We start from the raw sequence: 16,922 nt of genomic DNA, 5'->3' as shown, positions 1-16,922 counted from the left end.
TGCGGGGCTGCTGCTTGACGGGCGGCGAAAGTCGATGCAGCCGATGGTGGATCAGCCGGTGAACCCGCGGACATACGCCGCGAGCGACATGCCGCCCGACCTGCCACCGCCGACTGTCACACAGCCGTCGGCCGGAGCACGCTCCCCAGGGGGATACGCGACGACCCGCAGCGGATGCTGGAAGTGCACGGTCAGGAAGCGCCAAGCCGCCGCGTTCAGCTCCGGTTGCCGAGAATTGGCCACCTCACCCGGGTCGCCAGCATGAAACAGCAACGGGGCACCTGCGCGATCCCGCAGCACCCGGCCAAGGGCCAGCCGCTCAGGGCAGCGTTCGCAGGTCAGAAACCCTTCGTCGGTGCCGTCGAAGCCAGCGGACAACAAATTTGCGAACCCATCCTCCGGCCAGCCGGCAAGGTAGGCCGGAAGGGGTACATCCAGCTCGCCGTCCGCGTCCAGCATGGCCGGCAGCACACCGCTCTCCATCTGACCATGCAGTTCGGGATCCCAGTCGTGAGCCACCCGAAGCTGGTGACCGACGTGGTCGGCAAGCAGCTTCCACAACGCGCTGGAATGCAGCCGGGACTGCGAGAAGACCGGCTGACCAGGATCGCCGGCATACCGAATGACAGTGCCGCCGGGCTGCTCGCTCAATGGCTTACCGAGCCCCCAGCAGATCCGGTTACACGAGCAGAAGAGAAACGCCGATGCTCCCACGTGTCACCCCTGACCTGGTACACCCATTCCACGAGCCCCCAGCATCCACAACCCTGCCGGCCGACCCTCCGGCGTGTGGAAGGCAACGTACACCTCCGCGTACCTCGCCAAGCGGCGATCGTCGCGATTCTTGGCCCAGAACGCCTCCATCAGCCGTTGTATGTCTGTACCTCTGGGTACCTGCACGTACAGCTCACCTCGGTATTCCAACTTCTTCGCATAGTCCTCGAACTGCCGAGCGAACGTGGTCGGCGCCCCACTAAAGGTCTTGATCTCTCTCCGGTACACCTCCCGTCCGCTGGCATCTCGGAAGGAGACGTCCGGTGGAGGATTATTGGCACCGGCCAGTGTCGGCGTCGAGCCGGCTGGCCCATAAAGTGCCCGCTCCGCGTTCGCCTCGGTGAGCACAAAGTCCTTGTGCTGGGCGTGCTCCCTCATCAACAGGTGAATCGACTTCTGAACCGTTGGTTCGTTGAGATTGAGTTCCGCACCGCAGCCCTTGCAGGCAGTACGGGCCAGGCGAATATTGTTGGACAGAATCTCGTGCGGCGACCGGGGAGGTTTCGCCGCCTCGGATGCGGTCTCCGACGGCAACAAGCCCGGAGGCGTGCCCGCTGTGGGCGCGGCGCTACCGTCGGACGATACCTGCGGCACTGTGGTACCGCAGGCCGTCACCGCGAACAGGGCCAGGCCGACGACAACGAGCGCGACACCGCGAGGAACACGGCCGAGGGAATCCATATTGGGGAACATACGGTGATGACATGTCCCGTCGCTGCCCCGTCACGCTGTGGCCTCCGCCGATCCGCTCAATCGACGCGTTATGCCGGCCGTAAGTGGAGCCCAGGGGACTCGAACCCCTAACCCCTGCCTTGCAAAGGCAGTGCTCTGCCAGTTGAGCTAGGGCCCCGTACGGGCGTTACCGCCCGCAGGTCGGAAACCGCCCGTCAGCGCAGGTCCGGCGAGGTGGTCGCCTCGTGCCAGAGGGCGCGCTCGTCGTTGGCTTCCTTGACCTTCTTGGCCACCACTGCGGCCACGCCGACGACACCGACCAGGATCAACAGCTTCTTGAACATCGGGGCTGCCCCTCACGCTCGACGTGCCGTCGGACCATGTGCGGTGGGGCTAGCTGGAATCGAACCAGCGACCTCAGAGTTATCAGCTCTGCGCTCTAACCGACTGAGCTATAGCCCCGCGTAGCGACGAGCAAGGTTAACCCATCCGCCCAGCGGCTCCCAAATCGGGGCCAGGCGCACCGGCCTCGCGTCGCCCCTGAACCTACCGGAGTATCGGCCGCCGGCACACCGGGTTACGACGGCTGCCGTCAGCCCCGCCAACGGCACCTCAGGCACCCACAGGCACGGCAACGTGGCGTACCCGCGTCGGCGCGCCTGCCCCTGCCCGGAAACACCGAGAAGCCGGCCCACGCCACCACGACGGGTGGGGTGGACCGGCTTCGCGGATCGTGTCAGTCGCGCTCGGCGAGGGTCAGCTCGATGCCGCCCACCAGATCGGCGCAGACGTTGTAGACGAACGCCCCGAGGGTGGCGAGGGCGGTGAACAGCACGACGTTGACCAGGCCGAACAACGCCGAACTGAAGATCACACCGCGTGCGGTGATCTGGAAACCCTCCGTGCCCTGTCCACCACCGGCGTTGACCAGGTCACCGAGGCTGTCGTTCACGCTGCTGAACACACCCATCGCGTCCAACGCCAGGTACAGCACCGAGGTCGCCACGACGATGACGATGAACAGCACCACCGACACCGCGAAGGCGAACTTCATCACCGACCACGGGTCGATCCGCTTGAGGTTCAGCCGGGCCCGGCGCGGTCCGCGCGAGGCAGCCGAGCTGACCGAGGTACGCGCGGCGCGTACCGCCTCACCGACCCGCGCGGCACCCACCGCCGGGCTGACGCCCGGGGGCAATCCACCACCGTTGGCCGGGCGTCCGAGTCCGAGCGGCCGGGTGGCGTCCGGCTTCGGACCGGCCCCGGTCACCCGGGGCTGGGTTCCGGTCGTGCCGGTGCTGGCCGCCGGCAGGACACCCGTGGTGCCCGCAGAGGGCTTACCCACGGGAAGAGCCGTCGACTGGGGAGGGGTCGGCTTGCCGACGGAGGTCGTGGTGGCCTCCGTGGCACTACCACCTTCGGTCGCCTTCTCCTCGGCCGCGTCGCCCTCCGGCTCGGCTGTCGGCTTGTCGGGTGGTGGGGCCATACCGGGAGCCCGGGTGAACTTCGGGGCAGGCGCGTCGGCGGGGACCGTGGCCCGGCCTACCGCCGCGCGACCGGTCGTTGGCGTGCCGTTCTGCGCGGCTTCCTCGTCGACCGGGTTGGCCGAGGTCCCCGTGTTCCCCGACTTCGCCTGTGTCTCCGTCATTCAACTAGTCCTGTTCGTCAGGCTCGTCGGCATTGCGAGCAATCGCCACGATAGTCACGCCATCCGGAAGGTCCATCAGCTTGACCCCCATTGTGTTCCGGTCACGCGTACGGCGTACAGGCTTCACCGGAGTCCGGATGACGCCACCGTTGCTGGTGATGGCGAACAGCTCGTCGTCCGGGTCGATGACCACAGCGCCGACCAGACCACCGCGCCGCTCGGTGATCTTCGCAGTCAGCACACCCTTACCTCCCCGGCCCTGCACCGGGTATTCCTCGATCGGAGTACGTTTCGCGTACCCACCGTTCGTGGCCACCAAAACGTCCAGTCCCTCCCGGACGACCTCCATGGCCAGCAGCTCGTCTTCCTCGCTGAACCGCATGCCGATCACCCCGGAGGTGGCCCGGCCCATCGGGCGCAGGGCCTCGTCCGTGGCGTTGAACCGGATCGCCTGGGCGTTCTTCGAGACCAACAGCAGGTCGTCGGTGGGGCCGGCGAGCGCAGCACCGACCAGCTCGTCCTCATCGCGCAGGTTGATCGCGATGATGCCGCCGGATCGGTTGGAGTCGAACTCCTCAAGCCGCGTCTTCTTCACCAGGCCGTTCTTCGTCGCCAGGACCAGGTAGGGCGCCACCTGGTAATTCGGGATCTCGATGATCTGTGCGATCTGCTCATCCGGTTGGAAGGCGAGCAGGTTGGCCACGTGCTGACCCTTGGCCACCCTACTGGCCTCCGGAAGCTCGTACGCCTTGGCCCGGTACACCCGCCCCTTGTTCGTGAAGAACAACATCCAGTCGTGCGTCGAGCAGACGAAGAAGTGGCTGACGATGTCGTCCTGCCGCAGGGTGGCGCCGCTGACCCCCTTGCCGCCCCGACGCTGGGAACGATAGAGATCGACCTTGGTCCGCTTGGCGTACCCGGTCCGGGTGATCGTGACGACCACGTCCTCCCGCGCGATGAGGTCCTCCATCGAGACCTCACCGTCGAACGGAACGATCTTGGTGCGTCGCTCGTCTCCCCACTTGGCGACGATCTCCCCCAACTCCTCCGAGACGATCCGACGCTGCCGCTCCGGCTTGGCCAGGATGTCCTTGAGGTCGGCGATCTCCACCTCCAGCTTCGCCAGGTCGTCGAGGATCCGCTGACGCTCCAGCGCGGCGAGCCGACGCAGCTGCATGTCCAGGATTGCAGTGGCCTGGATCTCGTCGATCTCCAGCAGCCGGATCAGGCCCTGCCGGGCGTCCTCCACCGTGGGCGAGCGCCGAATCAGGGCGATCACCTCGTCGAGCGCGTCCAGCGCCTTCGCCAGACCACGCAGGATGTGCGCCCGCTCCTCGGCCTTACGCAGCCGGAACGCCGTCCGCCGTCGAATCACCTCGATCTGGTGCTCGACGTAGTAACGGATGAACTGCGCGAGGTTCAGCGTGCGCGGCACCCCGTCGACCAGCGCCAGCATGTTCGCGCCGAAGGTCTCCTGGAGCTGCGTGTGCTTGTAGAGGTTGTTCAGCACCACCTTCGCGACCGCGTCGCGCTTGAGCACCAGCACGATCCGCATACCGGTACGCCCGGAGGACTCGTCGCGGATGTCGGCGATCCCGGCGAGCTTGCCCTCCTTGATCAGCTCGGCGATCCGCTCGGCCAGGTTGTCCGGGTTGACCTGGTACGGCAGCTCGCTGACCACCAGCGCCGGCCGCCCCCGCTTGTCCTCCTCCACCTCGACCACGGCACGCATCCGGATCGAGCCACGACCGGTCCGGTACGCGTCCTGGATGCCGGACTGGCCGACGATCAGACCGTGGGTGGGGAAGTCCGGGCCCTTGACGATCTCCAGCAGCGCTTCGAGGGTGGTGGCCTCGTCGGCCTCCGGGTTCTCCAGGCACCACTGCACCGCCGCGCCGATCTCCCGCAGGTTGTGCGGCGGGATCTTGGTGGCCATGCCGACCGCGATGCCCTCGGAGCCGTTGATCAGCAGGTTCGGGATCCGCGACGGCAGGATGGTGGGCTCCTTGGCCCGGCCGTCGTAGTTGTCCTGCAGGTCGACGGTGTCCTCGTCGATGTCCCGCAGCATCTCCATGGCAAGCGGGTCGAGCTTGCACTCGGTGTTGTGGCTGACGAAACCGTCGGAGACGAACGAATGGTCGTCGGTGTCGACCCGGATGCTGTAGACCGGCTGCACACCGGCGTCCGCGATTTCGGCCACCTCGGCGTAGTAGAAGCGCCCGTCGACGAGCGGCTCGACCACGTCGAGCACTTCGGCGTTGGTGATCCGCGCGGCGATCTCGTCGCGGTCCCGCTCCCACCGCTCGACCCGGTCGACGTTGTGTCGGCGCAGCCAGTCCCGCTCGGTCCGCCGGCTCGCGCCGTGCTCGCGGATGAAGTCACCGACCAGCGGCACGTGGTCGCTGGAGAGCGCGGTGCTGGTCGCCGGCACCGCCGCCAGCTCCGACTCCAGCTTGGCCTGCTTGCCGCCGAGGAAGCCGACCTGGGCGGCGAAGATCCGCGCATCCCGGCGGTTGGTGACGACGACCTTGGTCTCGCCGTTGTCGTAACGGCACTGCTTGCTGATCACGCCGAACTCCAGCAGCAACTGCTGGACCTCACGCGCCAGTCGCTCGCTGCGAGTGGAGTACGAAATCTGGATGGTGTTGCGCGGCAGCAGCGAGGAGGAGCCGTAGCCCTCGAAGAGGGCCTGAAGGAAGGCCCGCTTGATCGCGGCCGGTCCCTGCCAGACAAACTCCGGCACGAACTTGCCGGCGCTACGCGTGCCGACCATCTCGCCGAGGACGCTGGCACGCAGGGCGGCGAGATCTTGGATGTCCAACTCGTGCAGGCGGCTGCCCGAGGTGATCGTCCGCTCGCTGACATAGCGGGGGCCACCGACCGCCAGGTCGTAGGCTGCGAGCACCCGGACGAAGAACTCGCGATCGGTGTTGTTGAAGCCCGCGCGGCTCTCGGAGACCCAGCCCTCGCTGACGAAGGCACCGGCGAGGACGGCGGCCTCGACGTGCTCCAGCGTCGGGTAGCCGATCTCGTCCGGCACCGTGCGCTGGAGGACCACCCGGTCACCGGGGGAGATCTCGGCGAGCAGCTTCCAGAGCAGGGTCGGCACGCCGGCCACGTCCACCAGGCAGAGCACCGGGTGGTTGTGGGTACCGGTCAGCTCGTACCCCTCGCGGGTGCGCAGCCGCAGCGTCGGGTGCTCGCCGGAGTGGAAGAACTTCGAGGCGTGGACCAGGTCGCCGCTGCGGTCGCGGACCTTGAGGTCGATGTCGGTCTCGCTGCTCGCCGCCGCGCCCGGCACCACGTCGCCGATCCGCACGCTGCCACCGGCAGCCCTAATACGGACATCTCCGGACAAGCAGTAACGCATCGCCGCAGCAGGATCATTTCCGGGCGAACCGAAGTTGCCGTTGCCGTCGACCAGGGGGTAGCGCAGCGACCAGGGCTGGGCCATCCGGACCAGGGCGTCGTAGATGGCGGAGTCGCCGTGCGGGTGGAACTGGCCCATCACGTCGCCGACGACCCGGGAGCACTTGACGTAGCCTCGGTCCGGCCGGTAGCCGGAGTCGAACATCGCATAGAGGATCTTGCGGTGGACCGGCTTGAGCCCGTCCCGGACGTCCGGCAGCGCCCGCCCGACGATGACGCTCATCGCGTAGTCGAGGTAGGAGCGCTGCATCTCCACCTCGAGCCCGACGGGCTCGATCCGGTCGTGCGAGACGACGGCGGCCGGTGCCTCGGGGACCTCGGGCTCGTTGGGTGTGGACTCGGGGGAATCGGTCACTGTTAACCCTTATCAGACTGAGTGTCGCTTTTGCGCTGTGGATAACGGCTGTGGATACCGGCCAAGCTGTGGATAACTCTGTGGACCAGCAACCGGGCCGGCAGTAGAACCCCGGCCCGGTTGCCCGGTTCGTCAGATGTCCAGGAACCTGACGTCCTTGGCGTTGCGCTGAATGAACGAGCGGCGCGCCTCCACGTCCTCACCCATCAGCACGCTGAACAGCTCGTCGGCGGTGGCCGCGTCGTCCAGGGTGACCTGGCGCAGCGTACGGGTGGCCGGGTTCATCGTGGTCTCCCACAGCTCCGGGTAGTTCATCTCGCCGAGACCCTTGAACCGCTGGATGTCGTCCGGCTTGGCGTTCGGCTTCTTCTGCTGGCGCAGCGCGATCAGCCCGTCGCGCTCCCGGTCGGAGTACGCGTACTGCGCGTCGTCGCCCTTCTTGTTCCACTTGATCTTGTAGAGCGGCGGGGCGGCCAGGTAGACGTGGCCCAGTTCGACAAGCGGACGCATGAAGCGGAACAGCAGGGTGAGCAGCAGCGTCTGGATGTGCTGGCCGTCGACGTCGGCGTCGGCCATCAGCACGATCTTGTGATACCGCAGCTTCTCGATGTCGAAGTCGTCGTGGATGCCGGTGCCCAGCGCCGTGATCAGCGCCTGCACCTCGTTGTTCTTGAGCACCCGGTCGATCCGGGCCTTCTCCACGTTGAGGATCTTCCCGCGGATCGGCAGGATCGCCTGGGTACGCGGGTCCCGTCCCTGCTTGGCCGAGCCACCGGCCGAGTCGCCCTCGACGATGAACACCTCGGACTCGCGCGGGTCGGTGGACTGGCAGTCGGCCAGCTTGCCCGGCATCGAGCCGGACTCCAGCAGCGACTTGCGCCGGGCCAGCTTGCGGGCCTGCTGGGCGGCGATCCGGGCACGGGCGGCCTGGGACGCCTTGGTGATGATGATCTTCGCTTCGGCGGGGTTGCGGTCCAGCCAGTCGACCAGCCGGTCGTTGCAGACCCGCTGCACGAAGCTCTTGACCGGGGTGTTGCCGAGCTTGGTCTTGGTCTGTCCCTCGAACTGCGGGTTGGTCAGCTTGACCGAGATGATCGCGGCCAGGCCCTCACGGATGTCCTCCCCGGAGAGCTTCTCGTCGCCCTTGAGCAGCTTCTTCTCGGCGCCGTAGCGGTTGACCACGCTGGTCAACGCAGCCCGGAAACCCTCCTCGTGGGTGCCGCCCTCGTGGGTGTTGATGTTGTTGGCGAAGGTGTAGACCGACTCGCCGTACGACTCGTTCCACTGCATGGCGATCTCAAGCGACATGCCCTCTTCCTCGGCGCCGTACTCGACCACCGTCTTGTGGATCGGGGTCTTCGAGGCGTTGAGATGCCGGACGAAGTCCGCGATACCACCGTCGTACTTGAAGGTGACCTCGCGGATCTTGCCCTCCTCGCCCTCCGCGACCCGCTCGTCGAGCAGGTTGATGGTGAGACCCCGGGTGAGGAAGGCCATCTCCTGGAGGCGGCGATAGATCGTCTGGAAGTCGAAGTCGACGGTCTCGAAGACGTCCGGGTCCGGCCAGAAGGAGACCGCCGAGCCGGTGCGGTCGGTCGACTCGCCCTTCTCCAGGGGGGTCGGCTTGGAGTGGTGGTACTGCTGCCGCCAGACGAAGCCGTCCTTGTGGATCTCCACCGCCATCTTCGTGGAGAGGGCGTTGACCACGCTGACGCCGACGCCGTGCAGGCCACCGGAGACCGCGTACGCCTTGCCGTCGAACTTGCCGCCCGCGTGCAGGACGGTCAGTGCGACCTCGACGCCCGGCTTCTTGAGCTTGGGATGCAGGTCGACCGGGAAGCCCCGACCGTTGTCGGTGACCCGGACACCGCCGTCGGCGAGCAGCACCACGTCGATGGTGTCGCAGTGACCGGCCATCGCCTCGTCCACCGCGTTGTCGACGACCTCCCACACCAGGTGGTGCAGGCCCCGCTCACCGGTCGACCCGATGTACATGCCGGGCCGCTTACGGACCGCCTCCAGCCCTTCGAGGACGGTGATCGACTCGGCGCCGTACTGCTGATTGTCCTGCGCTGCCACCCTCGGCCACTTTCTCGCGCTCGCCGCGCCGTAGGGCACGTCGAACGCGGGTTCGGCGGACAGGCGCGACGTCGGCACGCGGACCGGCACCGGGGACAATTCCGGGGTACGGGTCGAACGCGCCGGTCGCCGCGGTCGCCCGCGGATCGCGATCGGCTCAACCCGAGTCGGACGGATGATCGCGGGTCCGCACCGGACCCGTGACCCGTCACTCCGCACCGGGTCTTCGTCTCACGCCAATCTTACTGTGCGCGGGCGATAGAACCACCACTCGGCACCCCATCGCAGCGGCTCAGATCTCCGTAGCGGGCCGAATCGCGCTGTCCGCGACTCCCCCTACACAGCAGGGCATGATCAACGAGTCTGTCGCGTGACGGCGCTGTCGGGACCGCCGGTGCAAGGTGGGCGGTACCGGCCGGTACGACCCGGGACGGGCGATCCGTGACTCTCGGGTTGCCCGAGCGGCCTTGATCTTTCAACGTTGGAACCGGACGATCGACCCGATCCACTCGCCCGTGCCTTGAGAGGTGACACCAGATGGGGCTGGACAACGTCGCGGTCCAGTGGCCGCGGACCGGCCGCTTCTACGACCCGGTCGCACCGGCCGAGTTCGTCGATTTCGGCGATATCGTCGAGGTGCCGGGGATCTCGGCGCCGACAGCCGCGCTCGCCGAGCTGATCGCGAAGACAGGTACGGTCCGGGCCACCGCGTACACCGAGGTGGTGGATCTGATCCTCGGGCTCAATGGTGTGCTCTACGCCACAGACGCCGCGGCCGAGGACGAGGATCCGGTGATCGACCCGGACGGGTGCGCCTGGATCGCGGGCGGCATCGAACGGTTCGTCGCCGCGCACCGTCCGCATGGTGAGGCGGTCACCTTCGAGTCGGTGGGCACGGTGCTGCGTGCGCTGCTGGCCGACGGCCGCCTGGCCGAGCAGCAGCTCCGGTGGCTGGACAGCCGGCTGGACGCGCTGCGCGACGACAGCGGTGCCGCGCCGCAGTGGAACTTCACCTGCGCCGAGCTGAGCGTGCTGGCCGCCTTCTACCGGAGGTGCGCCGACAACGGCTTCGCCATCTACGCCGAGTCGGCGGCACCCCGCCGAGCAGCCCAGACGTAGGGCGCGGGCCGTCCACCTGCCGACCGGGAGCCACGACGGCGGTCAGCCGTAGGTGTCGCGGGGGCCTCGGCCGCGTACCCGGCGGGGGCCGCGTGACCACGACGGGGCGGCCGGGCCGTGGATGTGCAGTTTGCGGACCACGTTGTGGCCGACCTCGCGGGCGATCTGTTGCAACAGCGAGCCGGCGAGCAGCCGCAGCTGTGTCGCCCAGGCGGTGGAGCGGGCCTCGACGGTCAGTTCGCCGTTCTCCAGCTTGACCGGTCGGCTGTGCTGGGCGACCTCCGAGCCGACCACCCGTTCCCAAGCGCCGAAGACGGTGGCCTCGGCGGCCGGCTGCTGCCAGCCTCGGGCCTTCATCAGCCGGTTGAGCACCGCGCCAAGCGGCTGGGGGTCGCGGGGGTCCGGTCCGGGGCCGGAGTAGCCGCGCAACCGACGCTCGCCGTCACCGCCTCCGGTGGTGGGGCGACGGGGACGGCCGGCGGCCTCCCGCCGCGCCTTCGCCGCGTCCAGCACGGCACGGGCCAACTGCGGGCCGGAGACGCCCGGCCCGTCGGGGGTCGCCGGCGCGTCGTCGCCGGAGACCGCCGCTGGCGTGCCGGCCGGCGACCGTTCCGGGGGCGCGTCGTCCGGGCCCGGCCGCGATGGCTCAGTCGACACGACGCACCGCCCCATCGGTCACCTCGTACCGGGCACCGCGCAGGGTGGCCGGCACGTCGTCGGCGACCGCACAGGTCACCAGAAGTTGACTGGCTCCGCCGACCAACTCGGCGAGCCGGTTCCGTCGGCCGACGTCCAGTTCGGCGAAGACGTCGTCGAGCACCAGGACCGGTTCGATGCCGTCGTTGCGCAGCAGGTCGTAGCCGGCCAGCCGGAGGGCGAGGGCGTACGACCAGGATTCGCCGTGGCTGGCGTAGCCCTTCGCCGGCAGGGGGCCGAGGGTGAGGGTGAGTTCGTCGCGGTGCGGGCCGACCAGGGTGGTGCCCCGTTCGATCTCGGCGGAGCGGGACTCCTCCAACGCGGCGGTGAGCGCCGCCGCGAGGGCGTCGCGGTCGGTGGTGGGTTCGGCCAGGGCCACCGAAGGTCGGTACGCGATTCCCGCCGCGCCCCGGCCGGCGGCCACCGCGTCGTACGCCTTGGTCACGTGCGGAGCCAGGGCGGCGACCAGTTCCAGCCGCCCGGCGAGCAGTTCGGCGCCGTGCCGGGCCAGGTGGGTGTCCCAGACGGCGAGGGTGGACAGGTCCCCGCCCCGCGACCCACCGGTCTTGCGGGCCAGGTACGCGGTGCGCAGCAGCGCGTTGCGTTGCTTGACCACCCGCTCGTAGTCGGCGCGCACCCCGGCGTACCGGGGTTGGCGCAGCACCAGCAGATCGTCGAGGTAACGACGACGCTCGGCCGGGTCGCCCCGGACCAGTTCGAGATCCTCCGGAGCGAAGAGCACCAGGCGCAGCGCGCCGAGCACGTCTCGGGCCCGGCGGGCCGGGGAGCGGCCGAGGCGCGCCCGGTTGGCCTTGCCTGGGACGATCTCCAGTTCCACCAGGAGTTCGCGGTTGTCGTGCACCACCGCGCAGCGGATCACCGCCGCGGTGGCGCCCATCCGCACCAGCGGGGCGTCGGTGGCGACCCGGTGGGAGTCGAGTGTCGCGACGTAACCCAGCGCCTCGACCAGGTTGGTCTTGCCGACGCCGTTGGCACCGATCAGGACGTTCGGGCCCGGTTCGAGGTCGACGCCGATCCGCTCGTAGGAGCGGAAGTCGACAAGTTCGAGCCGGCGGACGTACACGGGGTCGCGGTGCCGGTCAGGGCTTGCGTACGGCGTGCCCGCCGAACTGCTGTCGCAGTGCGGAGACGGCCTTGAGCGCCGGTGAGTCGTCCTGCCGGGAGGCGAACCGAGCGAACAACGAGGCGGTGATGACGTTGAGCGGTACGGCGAGGCGGACCGCCTCGTCCACCGTCCAGCGCCCCTCGCCGGTGTCCTCCGTGTAGTCGCTGAGCTGGGTCAACTCGGGATCCTCGTCGAGTGCCCGGTCGAGCAGGTCCAGCAGCCAGGAGCGGACCACGGTGCCCTCACGCCAGGACTTGATCACGCCGGGCACGTTGGTCACCAGTTCGGAGGCGGCCATCAGCTCGTAGCCCTCGGCGTAGGCGTGCATCAGGCCGTACTCGATGCCGTTGTGCACCATCTTGGCGTAGTGGCCGGCACCGACCGGCCCGGCGTGCACGAAGCCGTAGTCGCCTTCGGGTTTGAGCGCCTCGAAGATCGGCATGAGCCGGTCGACGTGCTCCTGCGCGCCACCGACCATCAGGCCGTAGCCGTTCTCCCGGCCCCAAACCCCTCCGGAGACGCCCACGTCGACGTAGCCGATGCCGCGTTCGTGCAGCCGCTCCGCCCGAGGGGCGTCCTCGCTGAACCGCGAGTTGCCGCCGTCGATGACGAGATCGCCGTCGGAGAGTACGTCGGCAACTTCGTCGATGGTGGCGTCGGTGACGCCGGCGGGCACCATCACCCACACCGCTCGGGGTGCCGCCAGCTTCTCGGCCAGCTCAGCCATGCTGGCGACGTCGCTGCGCTCCAGGTTGTGGTCCAGTCCGACCACCTCGTGACCGGCGGTGCGCAACCGTTCGCGCATGTTGCCGCCCATCCGGCCGAGTCCTACCAGGCCGAGCTGCATCTCTGGTGACCTTTCGTGGGTGCGGCTGTGCTCTGCCGAGTCAGCGGGACACGCGGATCGGCATGATGAGGTACCGGTACCCACCAATGAGCTCGCCATCCTCGCCAGCCGGGGAAATCACCGCCGGCTTGAAGGCGTCGACGAAGTGCAGTACGGCGAACTGGGTGCCGAGGTTGGACAACCCGTCGATGAGGTACTGCGGGTTGAATCCGATGGTCAACGGCTCGCCGGTGAAGGTGGCCTCCATGGCCTCGCTGGCCCGGGCCTCCTCGGTGCCACCGGCCTCCACCACCAGCCCGTCGGCGCTGAAGCTGAGCAGCACGGGGGTGGCGCGCTCGGCGACCAGAGCGACCCGCTTGACCACCTCGATGAGGGTACTGACCGGCACCCGGGCCTCGGCGTTGTGGCTGGCCGGGAAGAGCGATCGGACCGGCGGGTAGTTGGCACCGTCGAGCAGGCGACTGGTGGTGCGCCGGGTGCCACCGGAGAAGCCGATCATGCCCTCGCCCGCAGCGCCCTGTGACAGGGCCAGGACAACCTGGCCGCCGAGGGGACCGAGGGTCTTGGCGGTGTCGTTGAGCGTCCGGGCGGGAACCAGCGCGTTGAGGCTGATCTCCGGGTCGTCCGGGTTCCACTCCATCTCGCGCAGGGCCAGCCGGTACCGGTCGGTGGCGAGCATGGCCAGGTTGCCACCGGAGAGTTCGACGCGTACGCCGGTCATCATCGGCAGCGTCTCGTCCCGGCTGGCGGCGACCGCCACCTGTGCCACCGCGGCGGCGAACGCGGCCGCGTCGATCGTGCCGGCGCTGGCCGGCATCTCGGGCAGGGTGGGGTAGTCCTCCACCGGCATGGTGGGCAGGGTGAACCGGGCGCTGCCACAGACCAGTTCGAGATGCGCCCCAACCGCGGCGATGTCGACGGGCTTGGCGGGCAGTGCCTTGGTGATCTCGGCGAGCAGCCGCCCGGAGACCAGCGCGGCGCCGTCGGCGTCGCCCTGCACCTCCACGGTGACCTGACTGCTGACTTCGTAGTCGAAGCCGGACACCTGCAGGCTGCCGTCGGTGACGCGCAGCAGCACCCCGGCCAGCACCGGTACGGACGGCCGGTTGGGCAGGCTCTTCGCAGTCCAGGCCACGGCCTCGGCGAGCGCGTCGCGCTCCACTCGGAACTTCATCAATGCCTCCGCGTCGACGTCGACGTCGTCAAACTCTCTCATGCCGGACGCTGCCCACCGACCAGCCTGGCGTGGGGGTGCCCCTCGAACCTTAGGGCGCGAGCGTATCGGCTGTGTGCCCGACCCCGTGGATCGCGTCGCTGCTGACGGGTCTGTCCCGGCAGCTGTCGACCGATCCACAGGAAGTCCAACGGTGATGATTGGTTTTTGTTCTTTCAGAAGAGATAACTCATCATCTTCATCGCACCTGTGCAAACTGTGGAGAACTCAAGTATGGGCAGGTCAGACAGGTTATCTACAGGTGGTTTTGCTGTGGATGAGCGGGGGTAAAACCGGCTTGCCGGTCCACAGGCGGTGCCCGCCCACACAGTTGTCCACCGTCGTCCACCGGTTGTCCACCGGTTATCCACCGACTTTCTCCCCAGACCTGTGGATCGTCGACGGTGTCTCGTCCGCCGTCATCCCCAGAACCTTCAACAGCTTTCCCACAGGTGGCCGGCAGCCGGTGGACAACGGCCATGGTTTTCCCCAGGCGTCCACAGCGGTCCACAACGTTGTCCCCAGGGTTTCTCCACAGCCTGTGGGTAACCGGGTGTTGACGGAAGGTGTTCATCCACCGACGGTGGACAACGAGCTGTGGACAACGAGTGGAAGGCGATGTGGACACGCCTTCGATCGTGTGGCCTAAACCTCGTTGAGGGTCAACCGGACGAGCACGAAAAAGGGCCCGACCGTGATCGGCCGGACCCTCGCCGTGGTCGTGCGACGGGCGTACGCCTCAGGTGTTCTGCTTGATCCGGTTGGTCAGCTCGGCGATCTGGTTGTAGAGCGAACGCCGTTCGGCCATCTGCTGACGGATCTTGCGGTCGGCGTGCATCACGGTGGTGTGGTCCCGCCCGCCGAAGGCCTGACCGATCCGGGGCAGCGAGAGGTCGGTCAGCTCACGGCACAGGTACATGGCGACCTGGCGGGCGTTCACGAGCACCCGGGAGCGGGAGTGCCCGCGCAGGTCCTCCAGGCTCACCCCGAAGTAGTCGGCGGTGGAGACCATGATCTGGTCCGCGGTGATCTCCGGCCCGGTGCCGTCCGGGATGAAGTCCCGCAGCACCTCCTCGGCCAGCGACAACTCCACGTTCGACCGGGTCAGGCTGGCGAACGCGGTGACCCGGATCAGCGCACCCTCCAGCTCCCGGATCGAGTTCGACACCCGGGAGGCGATGAACTCCAGCACGTCCGGCGGGGCGAAGAGCCGTTCCTGCGCGGCCTTCTTCTGCAGAATCGCGATCCGGGTCTCCAGGTCCGGTGGCTGGATGTCGGCGAGCAGACCCCACTCGAATCGGGTCCGCAGCCGGTCCTCCAGGGTCGCCAGCTGTTTGGGCGAGCGATCCGAGGTGATCACGATCTGCTTGTTGGCGTTGTGCAGCGTGTTGAAGGTGTGGAAGAACTCCTCCTGGGTCCGCTCGCGGTTCTCCAGGAACTGGATGTCGTCGATCAGCAGGATGTCGACGTCGCGGTAGCGGCGCTGGAAGGCACTGATCTTGTCGTCTCGCAGCGAGTTGATGAAGTCGTTGGTGAACTCCTCGGTCGAGACGTACCGGACCGAGCGGGCGTTGCCCAACGTGGTGGCGTAGTGGCCGATGGCGTGCAGCAGGTGCGTCTTGCCCAGCCCGGAACTGCCGTAGATGAACAGCGGGTTGTACGCCTTCGCCGGAGACTCGGCCACCGCCACCGACGCGGCGTGTGCGAACCGGTTGGACGAGCCGATGACGAACGTCTCGAACATGTACTTCGGGTTGAGCCGGTTACCGCCGCTGTCCGCGCCGGTCGGCAGCCGACGATCGTCGCGGCCGACCGGGCGATGATCCGGGCCGCTGCGGCCGGGCCCACTGTCGGTGCCCCCGTCGGCCGGTATCGCCCGGATCACGTGCTGGTCCCGGGGTGAGACGCCCGGCTCGTCGCCGTAGCGGGACGCGAAGCCGCGTGGGCCGGTGGGCGGTCGATTGAGGTGTCCGGTCTGTTCGGTGAAGTCCAACCGCTCCTGCGCCCGGCGTCCGGTGCTCTCCGCCGGGCGGACCGGCTCGCCGAACCCGGCGCCGAAGAGGGTGTCCTGACCGTCGGGGGCACCGGGACCGGTGTGGGACGCGTCCTCGACGGACGGCACGTCCGGCGGTGGAGATCGGTCGAAACGACCGGGGTGCGGCTGCTCGGGAATCAACGGGAGCTGTCGCCCGCTCTCGGATTCGGTCGCCGCGCCGTCGACTTCGCCGGGACCGTGGTCCACGGAATCCGAATCCGGCGTGGTGCGGTAGACGGTCCCGGTGGTCCGCCCGTCGTCGGGCACCCGGACGGTGACGGCGACCTGTATCGGTCGTCCCAGCCGGCGGCTGAGCGCCTCGGTTATGGCCGGGCGCAGCCGGGACTCGATCACGTCCCGGGTGAAGGCGTCCGGCACGGAGAGCAGGACGGTGTCCTCGACGATCGCCCGCAACCGGGTCAGCCGCAGGTACGCCCGCTGCTGCGCGGAAATGATCTCGTCGGCGAGCTCGTCGGTCGTCGCCGTCCACACCGCGGCAAGGTCGGTCGTACCGGCCACCGTCGTGCCACCCCCTCGCCTCTGCTCCCGGACGCCGCCGTCTCCCGGTGGCCCGTTCCGGCGGGCGAGATCACGCCACCCACCCGATCGCCGCACCCGGTCGTTCTCCACAAGTTATCCACAGCCTGTGTACCGACCGATTGTGGCCGCCCGCCGGGCGCGGGTCGGACCTGCCCCCTGCCGTGGCTGGGCACTGAAGCGGGGTTCACCGTGCCGAACGATTCACTACCGTGTCCGGTCTTGCCTGCCGGCGACATCGGCGAAACTCCGACGCTGACCGCAATCGGGCACGGTAACAGCGTTGTCGCCGCGTCTTCAACCGCCCACGCACCTCGCTCCTGTCGGCATCCGTGAAAACCACCGCTTCGGTCGCCTTCCGCCGCAGCTCACTGCCGTTTGTGGTCAGGTTT

At 68.3% G+C, this 16,922-nt stretch carries 11 protein-coding genes, 2 tRNA genes and 2 pseudogenes; 1 reads left to right on the top strand and 14 read right to left on the bottom strand.

Translation table 11 applies throughout. The features are described 5' to 3' along the window. Positions 1-51: 51 nt before the first annotated feature. The 9 genes and pseudogenes from Vlu01_RS13870 to gyrB all read right to left on the bottom strand — a co-directional run bounded on the left by Vlu01_RS13870 (position 52) and on the right by gyrB (position 8,957). Positions 52-651 carry a hypothetical protein gene (locus tag Vlu01_RS13870; protein WP_203998751.1) on the bottom strand — a complete coding sequence of 200 codons (600 nt, stop codon included), beginning with the start codon at positions 649-651 and terminating at the stop codon, positions 52-54. A gap of 66 nt (positions 652-717) precedes the next feature. After that, the gene (locus tag Vlu01_RS13865) at positions 718-1,455 is read right to left on the bottom strand and encodes a hypothetical protein (protein ID WP_203998749.1); all 738 of its coding nucleotides are present in this window, start codon (positions 1,453-1,455) and stop codon (positions 718-720) included. Positions 1,456-1,551: 96 nt separating this feature from the next. Further along, positions 1,552-1,624 (bottom strand) — tRNA-Ala (locus tag Vlu01_RS13860). Between the two features lie 37 nt (positions 1,625-1,661). Continuing rightward, positions 1,662-1,790: a DLW-39 family protein gene (locus tag Vlu01_RS27565; protein ID WP_210936323.1), complete on the bottom strand. Its 129-nt coding sequence runs from the start codon at positions 1,788-1,790 to the stop codon at positions 1,662-1,664. 44 nt (positions 1,791-1,834) lie between these two features. Beyond that, positions 1,835-1,908: transfer RNA gene (locus Vlu01_RS13855), tRNA-Ile, on the bottom strand. 274 nt (positions 1,909-2,182) lie between these two features. Further along, positions 2,183-2,743 (bottom strand): annotated as a pseudogene (locus tag Vlu01_RS27945) (DUF3566 domain-containing protein); the annotation flags it as partial. 134 nt (positions 2,744-2,877) lie between these two features. Continuing rightward, positions 2,878-3,094, bottom strand: a pseudogene (locus Vlu01_RS27940) (DUF3566 domain-containing protein); the annotation flags it as partial. Between the two features lie 4 nt (positions 3,095-3,098). After that, a complete protein-coding gene (gyrA, locus tag Vlu01_RS13845) occupies positions 3,099-6,878 on the bottom strand; it encodes an intein-containing DNA gyrase subunit A (protein WP_203998745.1) in 3,780 nt (1,259 codons plus the stop codon). A gap of 132 nt (positions 6,879-7,010) precedes the next feature. Beyond that, positions 7,011-8,957, bottom strand: a complete 1,947-nt coding sequence (gene gyrB / locus Vlu01_RS13840; RefSeq protein WP_203999369.1) for a DNA topoisomerase (ATP-hydrolyzing) subunit B — start codon at positions 8,955-8,957, stop codon at positions 7,011-7,013. Positions 8,958-9,494: 537 nt separating this feature from the next. Between gyrB and Vlu01_RS13835 the strand changes: the two genes are divergently transcribed. After that, complete coding sequence (locus Vlu01_RS13835; RefSeq protein ID WP_203998743.1) at positions 9,495-10,076, top strand: hypothetical protein; 582 nt, start codon at positions 9,495-9,497, stop codon at positions 10,074-10,076. Between the two features lie 42 nt (positions 10,077-10,118). On the opposite strand, the gene Vlu01_RS13830 is transcribed toward Vlu01_RS13835, so the two are convergent. From Vlu01_RS13830 to dnaA, 5 genes are all read right to left on the bottom strand, one after another. Continuing rightward, a complete protein-coding gene (locus Vlu01_RS13830) occupies positions 10,119-10,733 on the bottom strand; it encodes a DciA family protein (protein ID WP_203998741.1) in 615 nt (204 codons plus the stop codon). Next, on the bottom strand, positions 10,723-11,856 hold the full coding sequence (recF, locus tag Vlu01_RS13825; RefSeq protein ID WP_203998738.1) for a DNA replication/repair protein RecF: 1,134 nt from the start codon (positions 11,854-11,856) through the stop codon (positions 10,723-10,725). The genes Vlu01_RS13830 and recF overlap by 11 nt, the downstream gene beginning before the upstream one ends. A gap of 16 nt (positions 11,857-11,872) precedes the next feature. Continuing rightward, positions 11,873-12,745 carry a phosphogluconate dehydrogenase (NAD(+)-dependent, decarboxylating) gene (gnd, locus tag Vlu01_RS13820; protein ID WP_203998735.1) on the bottom strand — a complete coding sequence of 291 codons (873 nt, stop codon included), beginning with the start codon at positions 12,743-12,745 and terminating at the stop codon, positions 11,873-11,875. Positions 12,746-12,785: 40 nt separating this feature from the next. Continuing rightward, positions 12,786-13,919: a DNA polymerase III subunit beta gene (dnaN, locus tag Vlu01_RS13815; protein ID WP_203999365.1), complete on the bottom strand. Its 1,134-nt coding sequence runs from the start codon at positions 13,917-13,919 to the stop codon at positions 12,786-12,788. Positions 13,920-14,697: 778 nt separating this feature from the next. Beyond that, the gene (gene dnaA / locus Vlu01_RS13810) at positions 14,698-16,512 is read right to left on the bottom strand and encodes a chromosomal replication initiator protein DnaA (protein ID WP_203998732.1); all 1,815 of its coding nucleotides are present in this window, start codon (positions 16,510-16,512) and stop codon (positions 14,698-14,700) included. Between the last annotated feature and the right edge of the window lie 410 nt (positions 16,513-16,922).

The organism is Micromonospora lutea (assembly GCF_016863535.1).
Taxonomy (GTDB): Bacteria; Actinomycetota; Actinomycetes; order Mycobacteriales; family Micromonosporaceae; genus Micromonospora; species Micromonospora lutea.
Note: the sequence above shows the minus strand (reverse complement) of the source record. Positions and strands in the feature narration are given on the sequence as shown.